Source organism: Streptomyces sp. NPDC013317 (assembly GCF_055563155.1).
The window spans coordinates 430886-447714 of sequence record NZ_JBVHDX010000004.1; the positions used below are offsets into that span (position 1 = coordinate 430886).

The 16829-nt window shown below is 68.6% G+C and carries 17 protein-coding genes and 1 tRNA gene; 5 read left to right on the forward strand and 13 right to left on the reverse strand.

All coding sequences use genetic code 11. From position 1 onward, the window contains the following. Nucleotides 1-363 precede the first annotated feature (363 nt). Nucleotides 364-1044, forward strand: coding sequence for a bifunctional DNA primase/polymerase (locus ACZ3IJ_RS14675; protein ID WP_467468110.1), 681 nt, complete (start codon nt 364-366; stop codon nt 1042-1044). 1138 nt (nt 1045-2182) lie between these two features. On the opposite strand, the gene ACZ3IJ_RS14680 is transcribed toward ACZ3IJ_RS14675, so the two are convergent. The 3 genes from ACZ3IJ_RS14680 to ACZ3IJ_RS14690 form a co-directional block, all read right to left on the reverse strand. Further along, the gene (locus tag ACZ3IJ_RS14680; RefSeq protein ID WP_467468112.1) at nt 2183-3154 is read right to left on the reverse strand and encodes a DUF5926 family protein; all 972 of its coding nucleotides are present in this window, start codon (nt 3152-3154) and stop codon (nt 2183-2185) included. A 186-nt stretch (nt 3155-3340) separates the two neighbouring features. Next, the gene (locus tag ACZ3IJ_RS14685) at nt 3341-3943 is read right to left on the reverse strand and encodes an ATP-binding protein (protein WP_467468114.1); all 603 of its coding nucleotides are present in this window, start codon (nt 3941-3943) and stop codon (nt 3341-3343) included. A 96-nt stretch (nt 3944-4039) separates the two neighbouring features. Further along, entirely contained in the window at nt 4040-4873 is an 834-nt protein-coding gene (locus tag ACZ3IJ_RS14690) for a glycerophosphodiester phosphodiesterase (protein WP_467468116.1), read from the reverse strand. Between the two features lie 177 nt (nt 4874-5050). On the opposite strand from ACZ3IJ_RS14690, the gene ACZ3IJ_RS14695 reads away from it, so the two are divergent. From ACZ3IJ_RS14695 to ACZ3IJ_RS14705, 3 genes are all read left to right on the forward strand, one after another. Further along, entirely contained in the window at nt 5051-6547 is a 1497-nt protein-coding gene (locus ACZ3IJ_RS14695) for a S1C family serine protease (RefSeq protein ID WP_467468117.1), read from the forward strand. 200 nt (nt 6548-6747) lie between these two features. Then, nucleotides 6748-6832: transfer RNA gene (locus ACZ3IJ_RS14700), tRNA-Ser, on the forward strand. Between the two features lie 369 nt (nt 6833-7201). Beyond that, nucleotides 7202-9091 (forward strand): hypothetical protein, encoded by a 1890-nt coding sequence (locus ACZ3IJ_RS14705; RefSeq protein ID WP_467468119.1) that lies wholly within the window; start codon nt 7202-7204, stop codon nt 9089-9091. Nucleotides 9092-9281: 190 nt separating this feature from the next. On the opposite strand, the gene ACZ3IJ_RS14710 is transcribed toward ACZ3IJ_RS14705, so the two are convergent. The 9 genes from ACZ3IJ_RS14710 to ACZ3IJ_RS14750 all read right to left on the reverse strand — a co-directional run bounded on the left by ACZ3IJ_RS14710 (nt 9282) and on the right by ACZ3IJ_RS14750 (nt 14323). Further along, nucleotides 9282-9677 (reverse strand): DUF4238 domain-containing protein, encoded by a 396-nt coding sequence (locus ACZ3IJ_RS14710; RefSeq protein ID WP_467468121.1) that lies wholly within the window; start codon nt 9675-9677, stop codon nt 9282-9284. 6 nt (nt 9678-9683) lie between these two features. After that, on the reverse strand, nt 9684-10139 hold the full coding sequence (locus ACZ3IJ_RS14715; protein ID WP_467468123.1) for a hypothetical protein: 456 nt from the start codon (nt 10137-10139) through the stop codon (nt 9684-9686). Nucleotides 10140-10483: 344 nt separating this feature from the next. After that, nucleotides 10484-11215, reverse strand: a complete 732-nt coding sequence (locus tag ACZ3IJ_RS14720; RefSeq protein ID WP_467468125.1) for a hypothetical protein — start codon at nt 11213-11215, stop codon at nt 10484-10486. Between the two features lie 144 nt (nt 11216-11359). Next, complete coding sequence (locus ACZ3IJ_RS14725; RefSeq protein ID WP_467468127.1) at nt 11360-12226, reverse strand: GNAT family N-acetyltransferase; 867 nt, start codon at nt 12224-12226, stop codon at nt 11360-11362. Between the two features lie 88 nt (nt 12227-12314). Beyond that, complete coding sequence (locus tag ACZ3IJ_RS14730) at nt 12315-12479, reverse strand: hypothetical protein (protein WP_162952559.1); 165 nt, start codon at nt 12477-12479, stop codon at nt 12315-12317. Then, entirely contained in the window at nt 12476-13600 is a 1125-nt protein-coding gene (locus tag ACZ3IJ_RS14735; protein ID WP_467468129.1) for a radical SAM protein, read from the reverse strand. Before ACZ3IJ_RS14735 ends, ACZ3IJ_RS14730 begins: the two co-directional genes overlap by 4 nt. Next, complete coding sequence (locus ACZ3IJ_RS14740; protein ID WP_467468131.1) at nt 13585-13806, reverse strand: hypothetical protein; 222 nt, start codon at nt 13804-13806, stop codon at nt 13585-13587. The genes ACZ3IJ_RS14735 and ACZ3IJ_RS14740 overlap by 16 nt, the downstream gene beginning before the upstream one ends. Next, nucleotides 13794-14123: a hypothetical protein gene (locus ACZ3IJ_RS14745; RefSeq protein ID WP_382655846.1), complete on the reverse strand. Its 330-nt coding sequence runs from the start codon at nt 14121-14123 to the stop codon at nt 13794-13796. Before ACZ3IJ_RS14745 ends, ACZ3IJ_RS14740 begins: the two co-directional genes overlap by 13 nt. Then, the gene (locus ACZ3IJ_RS14750; RefSeq protein WP_184931167.1) at nt 14123-14323 is read right to left on the reverse strand and encodes a hypothetical protein; all 201 of its coding nucleotides are present in this window, start codon (nt 14321-14323) and stop codon (nt 14123-14125) included. Before ACZ3IJ_RS14750 ends, ACZ3IJ_RS14745 begins: the two co-directional genes overlap by 1 nt. A gap of 123 nt (nt 14324-14446) precedes the next feature. Between ACZ3IJ_RS14750 and ACZ3IJ_RS14755 the strand changes: the two genes are divergently transcribed. Further along, on the forward strand, nt 14447-15793 hold the full coding sequence (locus tag ACZ3IJ_RS14755) for a hypothetical protein (protein WP_467468133.1): 1347 nt from the start codon (nt 14447-14449) through the stop codon (nt 15791-15793). Here ACZ3IJ_RS14755 and ACZ3IJ_RS14760 read toward each other — a convergent pair. Beyond that, a complete protein-coding gene (locus ACZ3IJ_RS14760) occupies nt 15771-16304 on the reverse strand; it encodes an NUDIX hydrolase (protein WP_467468135.1) in 534 nt (177 codons plus the stop codon). The genes ACZ3IJ_RS14755 and ACZ3IJ_RS14760 overlap by 23 nt on opposite strands. Between the last annotated feature and the right edge of the window lie 525 nt (nt 16305-16829).

Genomic DNA, 16829 nt, shown 5'->3' on the forward strand with positions numbered 1-16829 from the left:
GTGGTGTCCGTGAGGTTTGGCAGAAGGGTTGAAGTGCAGGCCAAGTTGGCTGAAAATTGCCCCCTCGGTGCACCTTTTGGGGTCGACTGGCGTCGTTTGAAAGCGCGTTGATTTGAACGTGACGGGTACGTAATCGGTGATGGCCAGGGGCAGTTGGAACCGCCCCGGAACCTGGCAGGGTGCCTGGGCGTCCTCACCGCCGCAGGCCGCGCCCCTTCGATGGACGACGAGCCTCAGCTCGGCCCCTCCCGCCCCACCACGGGGCGGTGAACCGCCGACCTTGTACGCGCTGATACGCACAGTGAAGTGATCTGCACATGGTGTGATGTGGATTCGGCGTTCAACGGAAAGGAACGAGCGCTCATGCGCGAGATCCTCGGAAGGCGACGCAGGTTCCGGTTCCGGCGCAGGGAAAGGACCGTCCAGCTCGACGCGGCGCTCGTCTGCGCCGGCGAGTGGGGCTGGCCCGTACTGCCCGGCGTGGGGCTGAAGGCGACGACCCGTACGTCCAGAGGGCCAGGCTGCGCCTGTCCCGACCCGGAGTGTGTCGTCCCCGGCGCGCACCCCTTCGACCCCGGACTGCTCGCGGCGACCACCGACGAGCGCATGATCCGCTGGTGGTGGACCCGGCGCCCGGACGCCCCGGTGGTCCTGGCCACGGGTGGCGCCGCGCCGTGCGCGGTGAGCCTGCCGGCCGTCGCGGGAGCGCGTGCCCTGGTCGAGCTCGACGCGATGGGCATGCGGCTCGGGCCGGTGGTGGCCACGCCCACGCGCTGGTCGCTGCTGGTCGCCCCGTACGGCTTGGAACAGCTCGGCGAACTCCTCTACGCGAAGGACAGCGTGCCCAGTTCGCTGCGGTTCCACGGTGAGGGCGGCTACCTGTTGCTGCCGCCCTCGGTCGCCGGGACGGGGCAGGTGCGCTGGGAGCGTGCGCCGCTGGAGGGTTCGGCCCGGCCCTGGCTGCCGGACGTGGAAGCGGTCGTGGACGCGCTGGTCGAGGCGAGCACCGGAGCCCCGGGCGGCGGCAGCAGGCTCGCGTACTGACGCCGGGCACGTGTCGGTGCGGGTGGCCGGGCGGGTGACGGGCGCGGACCGACCCCGAGGGGCGCGGAGCGGGGGCCGGATGCGCGTGCTCGGGGTCTGCCTCACCCGTACGGGTGTGAGGCCGCCCGACTTGTACGGGAAATGGGCGCGCGGCGCGCTGTGCGCCACCGATCCGCCGATATCTTCGGCCCACCGCTCACGTTGATCACGTAGGCGGGTTCCTCCACGCAGTACACGCAGTACACGCAGTACACGCAGTACACGCAGCACACGCCCTTCACACGTCACAGCCAGCCGGGCAGGTGGGTCCCATGAATCTCCGCATGATCGGGCTCGGGGCCGTCGTGGTGTGTGCCACGCTCCTGCCGCTGGTCGCCCTCGCCGGTGAGGCCGTCGGCCCGGGCCCGGACGGGGACGCCAAGCCCCGCGCGGAGGAGGCCGGAGGGCGGGCCGACGACGGACTGCTGCCGGGCCTCGGCCTCGGCGCACAGGAGGCCCCTCCGGCCCCCGCGCCGCCCGAGCCCTCCTCCCCCTCGGCCGCGCGGGCCCCGTCGGGCGTACCCGGCCGCGCCTCGCACTGCGGTCCCGATCTGACGTCCCCGGACGGGATCGAGGCGCAGACGTGCGTGCTGACGGAGGGCCCCGACACCTGGGCGCGTACGTACTACCGCAACGCGGGCGGCCAGCAGCTCGACTCTCTGCTCACCCTTATGGGCCCCGGGGGGCGGACCGTACAAGTGCGTTGCGCTGTTCCGGCACAGGATGAACCGGGGGCGTGCGAGACGCCGCGCGAGCCCTCACGGGGCGCCGCTTCCGCATATTCGGCCGTGGCGGAATTCGCCGGTTCGGGAGAGGGCGGAAGTACGCCGCTGCTGCTGCGAGCGGGGAGCAACATGGCCTCGACGGGGGGCAGTTGAGCCTCGGGACGGGATCCGTCCGGGCATGAGAAGACCCGATCGCTGGCGACGGGGGATGCACCAGCGACCGGGCTTCTAGAACGGTAACAAGAGATCTGCGGTTCGCAAATTCGATCTCGGTTATTCGGACAGGGATTTACCTGGCCGCACGAGGAGTTGTGGCGGATGTCACCGACTGGTTGGTCTGTCAGTCCCCACCGTCACCACCGGCACCAGGGGTGTCAGCTCAGAGTGACCTGACGGTTGGTGAGCCCGCCGCGGGCGCGACGCTCCTCCGGGGTGAGCGGGGCGTCGGTGGCGAGCGCCGCCGCGAGCCGCTCGGCGAACTCGGCGGCCGGCTTCTCGCAGTCCTCGGCGCGCATCGTGGTCGGCAGGTCCCAGACCGGGACCATCAGGCCGTGGGCCCGGAAGGAGCCGACGAGACGGGTGTCGTCGCCGAGGGAGGACGTACCGGCGGCGTGCAACCGGGCGAGCGCGTCGAGGAGCTTCTCCTCGGGGTGCGGCATGACCCAGCGCAGGTGGTTCTTCTCCGGGGTCTCGCACCAGTACGCCGCGTCCACGCCGGTGAGCTTGACGGTCGGGATGGCGGCGGCGTTGGCGCGCTCCAGGGAGGCGCTGACCTCGGGGTTGGAGTTCTCGGAGGAGGACTCCGGAACCCAGAATTCGAAGCCCGTGTGCACGACCGGCGCGAAATCGCCGTTCGGGTCGAGCAGATCCTGCAGACGCGGGCCCTCGGCCGGAACGCGACGGCCGGAGACCGGCGTGCCCGGCTCGGTCTCCAGGGCGCGCTGGAGGGTGTCGGCGAGATCGCGGGCGAGGTCGCCGGAGGAGGAGTCGTTCTGCAGGGCGAGGAGCACCGAGCCGTCGTCACGGCGGAGCGCGGGCCAGGCCATGGGCAGTACGGTCGCGAGCGTCACGGACGGCACGCCCTCGGGCAGCCCGTCCTTGAGGGTGAGCGGAACGGTGGCGGCGGGCACCAGCTCGCGCAGCGCGACCCAGTCGCACTCGCCGGGCAGCCCCTCGAAGGGGCGCTGGACCAGCTCGGTCACGGCGTGCGCGGCGGCCCGGCCGTGACACGCCTTGTAGCGGCGGCCCGATCCGCAGGGGCACGGCTCGCGCGCACCGACGACCGGGATCTCCCCGTTCGTGACCTGTGCCTTGACGGCCTTCGTCTGGGGGCGCTTCTTGGCCATGGTGTGGCTTCTCCCGATAGCGGCAGTGCGTGTGGTGCAGGCCGCGCTCGGTGCACGGCTCTGTGTCGGGCGAGCCTAGCCGTACGGAAGCACCGAGGGCCTCAGGCGGACACGTTCACCGCGCGGGGTCCGCGTGTGGCCCGCCCGGGGCGCGGTCGCGGTGCCGCCGGGGACCCGGGGACCGGGTCAGTCCAGGTCGTCGTAAGCGTCCAGGAACTCGAAGCCCTGGCCGCCGCCGACCCGCGCCGCGAAGTCCTCGCGGCGATGGCCTTCGGTCACGACCACCCAGACCGTCACCTCGCCGGCCGCGTTGTCCCGTACGCCCCAGTCCTGGGCCAGCGCACTGATGATGTTCAGCCCGCGGCCGCCGCGCGCGGTGACCGAGGGCGTCGACGGAACAGGCCGCGTCGGGCCACCGCCGTCCGTCACCTCGACCGTCAGACCACCCGACGGATCGACGCGCCAGGCCGCACGGACGTCCCCGTCGCCCACCTCCGCCCGCCCCAGCGGCCTGCCGTGCCGGCAGGCGTTGCTGAGCAGCTCGGAAAGGATCAGTACCGCATCGTCGACGACCGATTCGGACATCCCGCTGCGGCTCAACTGCTCCCGCATACGGTGTCTCGCCTCACCCACGCCCGCAGGGCCATGGGGTACGGCCATGCTCGACGACGTGGGCACCTCCTGTGCCACCACAAACGCCACCCCCGAGACCTCCTTTGCCCCACGCCACGGTGTGGATGCCCCGATGGCCTGGACCGGAAACCGCCTCATGAGCGTGCGGTGACGCACTCGTGACGATCGAGTACGGACCGAACGCGCCGGTGCACTCCCTGTTAGCCGTGTGACGGGTGGGAAGGAGGGAAACGAGTGGGGAGGCAAATGGGATCAAAGGCGACCCAACTGGGACAGCACCTGCTTGGGTCGGTTGGTGATGATCGCGTCCACGCCGAGCCGCTCGCAGAGTTCGACGTCCTCCGGTTCGTCCACCGTCCATACGTGGACCTGGTGACCGGCCTTCTGGAGGCGAAGGATCACGGCGGGGTGGTGGCGGACGATCCGGATGGACGGTCCGGCGATCCGCGCGCCCGCGGGCAGCCTTCCGTCCCGCAGTCGGGGGGTGACGAACTGTGCCAGTGAGACGGTGGGCAGGGTCGGCGCGGCGGTCGCGATCCGGGAGAGCGAGCGCGCCGAGAAGCTCATGACCCGTACGGGAGAGTCCTCGGGGGCCTCCGGCTCCGCGAGGCCGAAGCGCTTGAGCAGGTGGAGCAGCCGCTCCTCGACCTGGCCGGCCCAGCGGGTGGGGTGCTTGGTCTCGATGGCCAGCTCTATGCGGCGCCCGGCGTCGGAGACGAGCTCCAGGAGGCGTTCGAGGGTGAGTACGGAGGTGAGTCCGGAGTCCTTCCAGTCCGGGCTCTCGCCCGCCTCGTCCCGGCCTCTCCAGGTGCCGAAGTCCAGGGCGGCGAGGTCCGCGAGCTCCAGGGCGGAGACGGCGCCGCGGCCGTTGGAGGTGCGGTCGACGCGGCGGTCGTGGACGCAGACGAGGTGGCCGTCGGCGGTGAGCCGGACGTCGCACTCGAGGGCGTCGGCGCCGTCCTCGATGGCCTTCACGTAGGCGGCGAGGGTGTGCTCCGGGGCGTCTTCGGAGGCTCCGCGGTGCGCCACCACCTGGACAGGGGCGGGGTTCGGGTGCGGCCGGGGGTGCTGCCGTGCGTGGGTCACCGCGTCATGGTGCCATTGGCGGGGCGGACGTATCGGACCGCGTCCGTTCTGTCCGTATATAAAGAATGGGGTGCGGATGCACAGCTCCGTCTTACAGTGGCCTGACGGCCTGTGGGAAAAGCTGTTCGCAGCACCCTAGAGATGGCATCCACCCGTGCAGTGAACGAGGAGAGAGCTGTGAGCACCGAGAACGAGGGCACCGAGGTTCCGGCGGACCCGAGTGCCCCGTCCGCCCCTCCCGCCCCTCCCATGCCCCCCGTCGCCCCGCCCGCCGCTCCCGAGCCGGCGGCGGAGAGTGCCCAGAGCGCGGCGGACACCCAGGCGCACACCCAGCCCCAGCCGCGTGTGCACCCCGAGGCAGAGACCTCCGCGCACCCCGAGCCCCGGCCCCATGCGCACTCCGAGGCCCAGACCCAGGCGCACGCGCATGTCCAGCCCCCCGCCCAGGCCGCCCCCGCGGCCGGGGCCGGTGGCTGGCCGCCGCCTCCGCCGGCCGTGCCGGCCTGGGGCGCGCCCGTTCCGCCCGCCCCGCAGGCTCCCCGCAAGCGGACCGGCGGCCTGGTCGCGGCGGTCCTCGTCGCGGCGCTGGTGGCCGGTGGCGTCGGCGGCGGCATCGGTTACTGGGCTGCCGAGCGCGGCGACGAGTCGATCAGCTCGACGACGGTCGCCGCCGGCGACTCCCCGGCGTCCTTCAAGCGCGACCCGGGCACGGTCGCGGCGGTGGCGGGCAAGGCGCTGCCGAGCGTCGTCACCATCCAGGCGAAGTCCGGCGGCGCCGGCGGTGAGAGCGAGGGCGCGGGCGGTACGGGCACCGGCTTCGTCTACGACAAGGAAGGCCACATCGTCACCAACAACCACGTGGTGGCGTCGGCGGCGGAGGGCGGCACGCTCTCGGCGACCTTCTCGAACGGCAAGACGTACGACGCGGAGGTCGTGGGCCGCGCGGAGGGCTACGACGTGGCCGTCCTGAAGCTGAAGAAGGCGCCGGAGGGGCTGACTCCGCTCGCGCTCGGCGACTCCGACAAGGTCGCGGTGGGCGACTCGACGATCGCCATCGGCGCGCCCTTCGGTCTGTCGAACACGGTGACGACGGGCATCATCAGCGCCAAGAATCGCCCGGTGGCCTCGGGAGACGGGTCGGGCGGCGGCAATTCGTACATGAGCGCCCTGCAGACGGACGCCTCGATCAACCCGGGCAACTCCGGCGGCCCGCTGCTGGACGCGAACGGCTCGGTGATCGGCATCAACTCGGCGATCCAGTCGACCGGCAACGGCCTCGGCCAGACCCAGGCGGGCTCGATCGGCCTCGGCTTCGCCATCCCGGTCAACCAGGCCAAGAACGTGGCCGAGCAGCTGATCAAGACGGGCAAGCCGGTCTACCCGGTGATCGGCGCGACGGTGAACATGACGGAGAAGGGCGAGGGCGCCACGATCGCCGACGAGGGCGCGGGCGGTACGCCGGCCGTCGTCCCGAACGGTCCGGCGGCGCAGGCGGGCCTGAAGCCCGGCGATGTGATCACGGGCTTCGGCGACCGCCAGATCGACAGCGGCCCGACGCTGATCAGCGAGATCTGGACGCACAAGTCGGGCGACTCGATCAAGCTGACCTACCAGCGCGACGGCAAGGAGGCGACCACCACGGTCACCCTCGGCGAACGCACGGGCGACAACTGACCCGCTGAGCCGCCCCCGCGCCGTCCTGAACAGGACCGGGCGCGGGGGCACTTGCTCCAGGACCCGCTCGGCCGCGGACCGACGGACGACCGTGCCGCGCTCTCGCGGAGGCCCCGTGGGCCCGCACCGCCCGTCCATCCCCGCCGGATCCCGCCACCCGGTAGGCTGTAGCCGCTCCGCAGCAGGTGAGGCGGGGCGTGGGTGGGTTGCCCGAGCGGCCTAAGGGAACGGTCTTGAAAACCGTCGTGGCGCGAGTCACCGTGGGTTCAAATCCCACACCCACCGCAGCCGGTCAGAGAACGTGCTGACCAGAAGGGGTGTCCCGACCAGGGGCACCCCTTTGTCATGAGGGCCTGTCTCACCCTGACCCGCCCGTGTACTGCTTTGGATCATGGTGTGTGGACCAGGCGTGGACCACCCACCCGAGCTAAGCCTTCTCGTGTCACGGGAAGCCATGCCAACGTTTGTGTTGCCAAACCCGAGGCGGTTCGGATGGTAGCGATGGGATGCTGCTCGTGTGGGCAGATGGAGTACCGAGGTCAGATGGCCATGCAGGCTGCGGTTTTGCCAGCCCGAGCCGTGTATTTGATCAGGGAAGGTAGCTCAGAGGGCTTCCGGCGAGCGATCCAAGAGGCAAGTACCCGGTGGGGTGGCTTGACCGAGCCGATCATTGAGGTGCTAACGGACGGGACCGTGCAGCCGGGATACCGCCAGGTTGTAGAGCTGTCAGGGGCCGTCGGAGCCGTGAACGTCGATCTCTCTGACGAGCAGGCTAAGCATGCTGCCACGCAGCTAGACCTAGATTGTGTACCTCTTGCTCGGGTGGACCGCGATGGCGCCACTCGCTTCACCTGCCACCCCAGCCACACCGCGCGCAGCCAACCTGGTTGGACGCATGTGCTGGCAAGAGAAGGAGGCAGTCTTTGGGAGGCCGTTGCCGCCGGCGATCTGAATGATGAGGCTTTCGCCGAGATGCAGCGTTCCTCTCTGCCGGTTCGTCGGCCTCGCAGCAGTGATGAGATCGGCCGTGCCCAGCTCGACATCGTGGGTACGCTTCTGCAGCAGACTGCAGCCCAGGCTGGCGAATACCAGGTCAGAGGGGTTCCTGGAGAAACACCCGCCGTGATCTGGGTGACCACTCCTGACGACTTTGATGACTGCCTCGCCTTCTGGAACGTTCGGGCCTTGCGACCCCTGACGTTCAATCACGCTCCAATGATCCTTTTGCCTGTTGACGATGTGCAGCACTGGATCGGCTTCGAGAACCAGCTTGCCCGAGTTCTGGGCCGACCGGCCGAGTTCTCTCCCGATGCGATCCTTGTCAGCGGTGGAGTGGAGCAAGACCGGTTGGAGGCTGTAGCACAGGTCCTAGGGCTGGAGCCCACCGAAGACCAGTTGAAGGTGGGGCATAGGTGGCCCACTCCCGAGCAACGGCAGGCCCCGTTCACATGCCGGTTTAATCTGGAGGTGCAGCAATTCGTCGCCTTGGAACGTGAACATGGTCAGGTCTCGCCGGTAGACATCCACGTATTCGCCACTGGTAGTAGAGTGCGTTTCCCTTCCTCGGTGACCTTCGACGGTGCTGGAGGCGCGCTTCTACGTTTCTTTGGGAGGCCGTTTGACGGGCTCCCCCGACGCTCCTCCGTGGCTACGCTTGTGCACCAGCACGCCACCTGGAGCCGGGACAGCATCCAACTTAGGGCCGTCGCCCAGAATTCATATCACTTTGATTTGCTTGTGCCTTCGCTTCGTCAGGCGCGTGAACAGGTGCTGGATGATGTGACTGATCGGCATCGGCCGTCTGACAAAGGGCGAATGGGTATTGCCCTCCAAGAGACCAGTGATCTTTCCGTTCTGCTGGAACCTGGAATGTTCGAAGCGTTGGTATCCCTGATGACGCCTCGATCGAAAACGCTGACAAAAGAACTGAAAGCCTTGGTCGCGCAGGGGAGTATCGACGATAGCTTGGCTGAACTGGCCGTGCGCTGGGGTAGTCGAACAGAGCGCCGCTATCTCCCAGCCCAGCAATTGGAGAACGTACCTAGCCCGATGCGTGTCGTAGTTGCTGAGAGGCTGTGTGCTCTAGGCTGGGCAGAGCGGGGGCTGAAGGTTGTGTGTCCGCGCTGCGGTCTGGGCAACTTTGTTCTCATGAGCGACGCGGGCTCAGTGGCTTCTTGTCCAGGATGTTCTGCTTCGGCGACCTACACTGCAGACCCGTCAACACTCTCGATCTTTTACCGGCTCGACTCCCTTGTCGACCGTGCCGTCGACCAGGGGGTGTTCCCCCACTTGATGGTGATTGCGGCCCTGGCGAAGGCCGAACCGTTGTCTTCTTTCCTTCCCGGGGCAGACCTGTATTTCCCTGGACAGTCTAAGTCTGTCGAGGTCGACGTCTTTGGTATCTGCGGCGGAAAAGTGATGGCCGGTGAGATCAAGACGAGCGCCTCAGAGTTCACTGAGGAGCAAGTGCGACGCGATATCGACCTCAGCGTTCGTCTGCGCGCGGGATGTTCATATCCTGGCAGCGGTCGACGTAGTGCCTGAGCGGACTCGTGAATTTGCGCGGAGCCTCTGCGGGAAAGCTGGGATTGAGCTGCGTGTCCTGGACAGGCAGGATCTCCGCCCCGGCGTCGCCTAACGGCACGCCAACGCCTGCAGCCCCGCTGACTACGGCTGTCGAGGCTGATGGATGGCGGGATGTTAGAGCAGTCGGGCTTACTTGGTCGTGGAAGCCTTAGGTGTTTCTGGATCCTGGCGCCGGCCAACCGTCCGGCATGAGGAAGTCTCGCGGACCGCTGGAGGGATTCGTCTCACGGTCTGACGGTTCCGGGATTACCAAACGGTCAAGTGGCCGATCGTCAGGGTGATGGAAGATCGCACGGTGGGCGTTGAGTGCGACCATCTGATTGATCTGGTTTGCCATGAACGCGGTGGGCTCTATTTCGTAGTCGTCGACATCCAACGTGTTGTTGATGACGAGTGCCACGCGACGATCAAGTGGAACCAAGAAGCTCTCTGCCGTCGCCAGCCCGACACCCTCGTACGGGCTGGCCCCATCACGTGGATTAAGGACGATTGGGTCATCGGCTGTGTGATGAGGGCCTTGCGTGAGAATCGGATTAGCCCCCAAGGGAGGCTAAAAGAAGTGCCGTGCAGTACGAGGTATGAGATTGCTCATCAGCCTCAGGTGACTGTTCGGGTGCTGGGTGACGTGGTAGGAATCGAAGTCGGTCATCTCCTCCCACCAGTCTTCCACTTCCTCGTCCGTTACCTCTCGCCCTTCGACCTTCTCCAGGGCTTCACGAGCTTGGGGTTTTCCACCTATAGCAACCTGCATCTTCAGGATGAGGTCGGCGATCTCGTCGCCACGCTGCCGAACCCGTGGTACCCGTACGTGCTGGGTGGCTGCCCACGCTGCGATTGCCCTGCGCTGCTCGTCGGTCGGTGGCGCCACCGCCTGCGACGGCCCCCGCCCGCTCGCGCCGCAAAAGCCCGAGAAGCGGGCGGCCAGACCCGCGAAGAACCCTGCCAGTCGCCCGACGGCGAGCGCGGCCAGGAGGAGCGGGACGCATGCCAAGTCCGCACCGATCACCGTGGATTGCCGTTCAACCAGCTGTGGCTGGGGCGGCCGGCCTCCACGGCTTTACCCACCTGTTCGGGCCGGGGCCCGCGTCGGGCAAGTCCAGGGGGCCACTCGTTCAAATTCCGGGCAGGGGCAAAGCCTGCCCGAGTTGCCGGGCCAGCGTACGGCCCCCTGAACATGCCCGACCCCAACCCGAACAGGACACCGGCCAAAGCCGCTCCGGCCGGCCGCGTGGAAACCCGCGCCTGCATGAGCGAACGGCCAGAGCGTGGGCGGTGGTTGGCGCGTGAAGGCTCCGACACTCAGGGCGGGCGCCGGGAGCACGGGGGACGGGTGCGTGCCGGAGCCCGGAACTATCCGCAGGGACCGGAGAAGCCACGCTGCCTTCCGGACGCTTTCGCGACCCACGTTCGCCAAACGTGGCGCGTGTTCGGCACCTCAGGGCGATCGAGAAGCCGGAGGACATAGCCAGCGTGAAGGCGTGCCCATGGGTTGTCCGAGGCGGCGGCCGTGCCGAGCCTGTGGCGGAGATCCTCACCGTCGACTGCTCGTGCGACGCGAACGTACTCGCGGTCCTTGCAGCGATAGGCCCGCTGGACGACGATCTCGACGAGGTCGATGAGCTTCGCCCTGGTCGGCTGATCATGGTCGGCAACGGCCATGCGGCGGATGAGCGACTGTTTAGTGCCCCACGCCTTTGCATGCTCTGTCCACTCGCGGGGGAACCGCGCTTCCCACTCCAGGAAGAGAAGCGCATAGGGCAGACTCGGCCCGCGGGCGCCCTCGCCCACCCACAGTCCTTCGGGCAGGGAATGGCTACACATGTCTGCGTACACCTCGCGCGCCCGCTTGAAGGCCGGCTCCTGATACTGCTCCTCCGGCCCCAGCGGCCTCGTGAGATGCCACAGCTCGTTCGATCGATCGAGAGCAGCCCAGGCATTCCTCCGGGCCCCATCCAGATGCGCGAGTGCCGCCTGTCGCTCAGCGGGATCGTCGGCTATGAGGCCGAACGCCCAGCCCAATCGTGCGCGCCAGGCGTCGGCCTCGTCGCTGCCTGAGCCTGCCCCGGCCGCCCCGTTCGTCATGACGGAGATCATCTCTCAGGCCGCGACGACGTACATCACGTACGCCTACAACACACGGATCGATGGTGACGAGGCGCGGTGATGAGTGGATCACCCGAAAGGCACTGGACAGGTTGTGACCTCGCGGCGTCCTGGAACCGGCGGTTACGCCGCTGTGGTGTGGGTGAAGCCGAGGGAGGTCAGTCCTTCGGCCTGGCACAGCCGGTCAGAGGGGCCGTCGACCTCGGTCTGGAGGAGCTGGTAGGCGGCGCCATGGGCCTGGCCCCAGTGCATCGCGGCCCGCCACAAGACGCGACCTAGTCCCCGGCCTCGGGCCTCGGGCAGGACAGCGAAGTACTGGGGCATGAGCTGGGGGCGGCCGATTGCATCGGGGCGCACTTCCATGGGGCCGATCGCGCCCACGATGCGGTTTTCGATGGCGGCGGCGAGGACCGGGCCGCACTGGCCGGTCTGCATCTGCGTGTGGAGGAAGGCCAGGCCATCGCCCGCCATGGCCTCGGCGAACGGGGCGAAGGTGTTCTGCACAGTGGCCAGCCAGTCGGTCACGGGGCGGACCGGACCGCCGGGATCGGGGCAGGGGCCGGCAGCGAAGTCCTTCAGCTGGATGCGGGTACCGCGCGGGTGCGTGGTCTCGGGGCCGAGGGGGCGTACGACCCGGGCGTTGACCACGTCGTGCGCGGCGGCGAGCTTGGCGGCCAGCTCGGCGGCCTCATCCACGATGGTGTCGCGGAGCCCGTAGGCGAAGACCTTCACAGTGCCGCGTCCGCGCCGGGTGAGAGTGGGGATGAGGGTGTGCTCGGGCTGGTGAACCACGTCTTCGCGGAGGACTTTCTCGTCCTTCTCGCCGCCCCAGCGCCGGTCCTTGTCGTAGGGCAGGAAGTCTCCGGTGTCGGCCGCTCGCAGGGTGTCCTCGAAGATGCCGACGGTCAGGGCATCGGGGTGTACGGGACCGAGAGTCGGCACGATCGGCGCGGTCAGTTGGGGCCGGAGCCAGTCCCAGCGGAAGAACATGAGCGGCACCCTAATGGTGGGACGGGCAGGGCTCAGGCCCCGACGCGAGTGCGCCGGGGCCTGAACGGAGTTGACCGGATCGTGTCGGTCAGTGGGGGTTGTCGTCACCGGCGTCGCAGGAGCACTCCGCGCTCTCCACGATCACGTCGAGGTCCTGGACTGCGGTGATCGACGCGGTCGCGACGGGCGGGGCCGCGCGGCGGGCCGAGGCCGGCGGGCCGGGGAGGATGGTCACCGGTACGGGCGGGGTCATGAGGCGTTCTCCTTGTCTCCGTGCTGGCAGTAGCTGTGCAGCGGCGCCTTCGCCTCCTGGTAGTGCTTGGCCAGGGGGCGGCAGACCCGGCAGGTGCCGGACAGGGCGCAGCCCTCGCACCCACCGGTGCGAAGCATGAGGTGGTCGGCGATGGCGCCGAGCCGGGTGAGGCCGTCGATGCCCTCGGCCATCAGGTCGATCTGGTCGTCGCGGCCGACCTTGCAGATCGAGACCTTGGCGTGCGGGTCGGCGTGGAAGAAGGTGTGTCCCGCGTTGCAGCCGGCGAACGGCTTGCGCTGCCGCAGGTGGGCGGCGGACTGGGCGAGCAGCGGCTCTCCGCCGCCGTAGATCGTGGGCGTCATGTTCGTGTACGCGTGGTTCTCGACGTCCCACTCATCGGCGAGGGCGGCCATCTCGTCGGCCTCGGAGGCGTTGTCCTCGGTCACCACGACGTTGATCCGCAGCGGCAGCCCCGCCTCACGAGCGGCGTCCATGCCGCGCCGGAACGCCTTCCACGCCCCGCGGCGCTGGGTGAGCGTGTCGAAGGACTCCTCGCTCGCTCCGTACATGCTGACCACCAGGCGGTACGGCGGGCAGTCGCGGAAGAGATTGAGGAGGTCCGGCCGCCAGAGCAGCGAGCCGTTGGTGGAGATGGTGAGCATCATCCCGGCCTGCCAGGCGTACCGGTAGGCGCCCTGGAAGTGGGGATCCATGGTGGGCTCGCCGCCGGTGATCTGGAGCCAGAGGACACCGGCCTCGCGCATGATGTCCAGCAGCCGCACCTTGTCCTCCCAAGCGAGCCCGGAGAAGGGGCGCTCGCCGAGGTAGCAGTGCTTGCAGCCGAAGTTGCAGCCGAGGTTGATCTCCCAGGAGGCCCGGCAGTAGCCGTACGGGGACGGCTCACGCACCAGCACTGTGCCCTGCGTGGGCTGACCGCCCAGGCCCAGGCCCCACACGTCGGCGGCGGTCTGCACCGCCCAGTCGGGCAGCGGCTCACCGTCGGTGGCGGCCTGGCGCAGGCCCTCGTAGTGGTCGGCGGAGATTCGGGCGCCGGCCCTTGCTCCTGGCTTGAGGAGAAGGTGCCCGTCGAGGAACGGGGAGGCGATCAGAGCGTGGGCCATCGGTGGCCCTCCTTCCGGATCACGGAGCGGGACAGCGAGTGGGACTCCTGGCGACCGGCGCGGCAGTGGATCTCGCCCAGGCCGTTGCAGGTGCCGCAGGTCTTGCCGGACGAGTCGGCGCCGCTGCCACCGCAGTCCCCGCACTGTTCGTTGCGAGGCGAGCGAGGGCGCCGGGTCTTGTGCGGGCTCGCGATCAGTTGGGGCACGAGACCTCCTCCAGGGCGTCTTCCCAGGTGTGCTGCTCGGCGTGGTCGGTGAACAGACAGCAGCCCTCACCGTCAGGACCCGGGGCGGCCACCGGGCAGTCCGGCAGTACGACAAGTTCCGCCTCGTCCACCGCGTGCCAGCGGAGCCACAGCGCGGTCCCGTACGCGCCGGCGTCGGTGAGGAGACCGAAGTGCTCACCTTCGTCGTGCGCGGACAGCTGGCACTGCACGGCCCTGTCGATGTACGGGGCGGCCGACTTCTCCCGTGCTTCCCGTGCCAGGTCGAGGGGCACCCGGCGCCAGTGCGCGCAACGCATCACGACACCATCCGGAAGGACGCGACGGCATTCCGGGCCTGCTGCGAGCACCGGGGGCAGACGCAGGGCGGGTAGCGGCCCGGGTTCTCCGGGACCACCGGGTCCTCACCCACACGTACCTCCGTGAGAGGCCCCCACGTCTGGCCGGAGTCGCGGGAGACCCGCAGCGTCATCCGTACGTCGTCCTGTCCGTTCGCCATGGCCAGGAGCATCGCGATCCGCAGACCCGGCCAGAAAGGCCAAGCGGATTACCCAACTTGGGTAACATCACCCTCGGTTGACCAAGTGCAGCGATCCGTAGTCCTCATGCCGGAGCGTGCCCGATGCCCGAGCCATCTCGCTCGAAGGAACTCCCGGTCAGCCTGCTCACGGACCCAGTGATGATCGAGGCATGCCAGGCCAGAGACTTCGGCCGCATCTTTCAGCTGGTCAAGGCACGAGCAGGCATCTATCCGTCGATGGTCGCGCGCCGCTGCGACCTGACCCCGAGCCGCGTGGGCGAGGTGATTGCCGGACGGCGGCAGTTGCTGCACATGGACGTGATCGAACGGATCTCGGATGGACTGCGCATCCCCGGACACATGCTCGGACTTGCCCGACGCTCCTGGGAGACGCCGCCCAGCCTGACGGTCACGCCCCGTGAACCGGTTGAGGTGCCGACCTCGGCCGTCGAACCACTGGCCGCCGGACTACCGGGGGCGGATGTCGACAGCATTCTCGCCCTGGCGGCCGAGCGGGATCTCAGCCCGTCGACACTGGACGCGCTGCACTCGTCGATCGCGGACTACTGGCGCCGGGACGACGAGCACGGCGGCGAGACCTTACGGCCGGCGGTCGTCGGCCAGCTCCGCTACGTCGTCGACCTCCTCAAGGAACAGCGTCCGGCTCCCTTACGGGACGGCCTGCACAGCATCGCGGCCGAGCTGGCCCGGCTCACCGGATGGACCTATTTCGACGCCCGCCAGTACAACCAGGCACGCGCCTACTTCACCGAATCCCTCGGCCTGGCCAAGGCCATCGACGACCGCCAGTTCATGGCCAACGTCCTCGCCTGCATGAGCCTTCAGGCTACCTACCAGGACAAGCCCGGTGACGCCCTCGCACTCGTCACGGCCGCCCAGGACCAGGCCCGAGCTGCCACGGGGACGACACCGCGCGTGTTGGCCATGCTCGCGATGCGCGAAGCCTTCGCCCACGCCACCCTCGGCAACCACGGCGCCACCCACACCGCGATCTCGGAAGCCCACACCCAGTTCGGACGGATCAGCACCAGCGATCCGGACCCGGCCTGGGTCGCCTACTTCGACGAACCGAAGCTGATCGTGGACACCGGCATCGCGCACGGCCGTTTGGGCGAAGCCGCCCTCGCCGAACCCCTCATCGCGGACGCTCTCCGCCGAGAACACCAGTCGAACCACCGGGGCCGCGCCTTCCACGCCTTCTGGCTCGCCCGGACCCAGCTCCAGCGCGGCAAACTCGACGAGGCGTGCCACACGGCCATGGACGCCCTGGCCCCGGCAGCGGCCGTCAGCTCGCAACGAGTCGCCGGCCACTTGCGGGAGTTCTACGAGCAGCTGGAGCCCTTCCGCCGGGAGCCGGCCGCGGTGGCATTCGAGGCCCGGCTCCGGGAGGTACTGCCCCGCCAGGTCAGCGGATCGCCTCGTCCATGAGGACGTAGAGCAGCCCGACGAGGGAGCCGCTGCTGACGATCTCGCGCCGGTCGATCATGCCCCGCACGTCGGCCAGCGGAATCCACTCGATCCGGTCTGACTCGTTCTTCTCGGTCGGCGGACCCTCGTACGTCGCCCCGTCGGCCCGGAAGACGTGGTGCTGGGAGTCGGTGATGCCGTTGGCCGGCTCGGCGTAGATCAGCGGCTTGATGGGACCGGGCCGCCAGCCGGTCTCCTCCAATACCTCACGGGCTGCCGCGTCTGCAGGTGTTTCGCCCTCCTCGACCAGGCCCATGGGCAGCTCCCACGCCCACGCGTCCGTGATGAAGCGATGCCGCCACATCATCAGCACCTCGCGCTGCTCGTTGACCACGGCGGCCACGGCCAGGTGCCGGAGCTTGACAACGTGGTGCTCCCAGCGGTTCCCGTCCGGCGTCTCGACGTCGGTGAGCCACAGGTTCACCCAGCTGTTCTCGTAGATCGGACGTTCCCCGTGGATCTTCCACTGCATCGCTGCGGCCCCTCTCGATCGACCTCCAGCATCGCAGAGCAGCGGCTAGCTAGGGCCAACTAGGACTAGGTTCGACCAGGATTTACGTCAGACTGACGAGTATGGGTGTGCTTCCCTGCCGTGAGTGGGGCCGCGCCCTTGACCAGAGCAGTGGATGGTCCACAATTCGTGCCGTGCCCCGGAGACGAAGTCACCCTCGGATGCGAGCCAAAGCGCCTCGCTGTGGCCGCCGTACCGCGAAGGGGACTCCTTGTCGGCTGCCGCAGGCAATCGGCCAGGGGTGCCGTCACCATGCAACGGCTGCTGAGCGCGAAGCTGTCGCCGAGGCCGAGCGGGAAAGAGCGGCCAAGGCTGAAAAGGCGGCACGCAGACAAGGATGGGCGGCGATCATCGGCTTGTCCTCCCTGACACTAGCCATGCTGTGGGGGATGGCTTCATGCAGCCTGTCGGCCTGGGATGAGCAGGAACGAGAGGCTGCATGCGAGCCGCATCGGCAGAAGGCATTGGCTCTGGATGCTGAGGCCC

Bases quoted from the DNA above. Each gene is read 5' to 3' on its own strand.
- ACZ3IJ_RS14675 (WP_467468110.1), top strand. From the start codon at position 364: ATGCGCGAGATCCTCGGAAGGCGACGCAGGTTCCGGTTCCGGCGCAGG.
- ACZ3IJ_RS14730 (WP_162952559.1), bottom strand. From the start codon at position 12,479: ATGACCCCGCCCGTACCGGTGACCATCCTCCCCGGCCCGCCGGCCTCG.
- ACZ3IJ_RS14760 (WP_467468135.1), bottom strand. From the start codon at position 16,304: ATGCAGTGGAAGATCCACGGGGAACGTCCGATCTACGAGAACAGCTGG.
- ACZ3IJ_RS14745 (WP_382655846.1), bottom strand. From the start codon at position 14,123: ATGCGTTGCGCGCACTGGCGCCGGGTGCCCCTCGACCTGGCACGGGAA.
- ACZ3IJ_RS14680 (WP_467468112.1), bottom strand. From the start codon at position 3,154: ATGGCCAAGAAGCGCCCCCAGACGAAGGCCGTCAAGGCACAGGTCACG.
- ACZ3IJ_RS14725 (WP_467468127.1), bottom strand. From the start codon at position 12,226: ATGTTCTTCCGCTGGGACTGGCTCCGGCCCCAACTGACCGCGCCGATC.
- ACZ3IJ_RS14735 (WP_467468129.1), bottom strand. From the start codon at position 13,600: ATGGCCCACGCTCTGATCGCCTCCCCGTTCCTCGACGGGCACCTTCTC.
- ACZ3IJ_RS14750 (WP_184931167.1), bottom strand. From the start codon at position 14,323: ATGGCGAACGGACAGGACGACGTACGGATGACGCTGCGGGTCTCCCGC.
- ACZ3IJ_RS14720 (WP_467468125.1), bottom strand. From the start codon at position 11,215: ATGACGAACGGGGCGGCCGGGGCAGGCTCAGGCAGCGACGAGGCCGAC.
- ACZ3IJ_RS14755 (WP_467468133.1), top strand. From the start codon at position 14,447: ATGCCCGAGCCATCTCGCTCGAAGGAACTCCCGGTCAGCCTGCTCACG.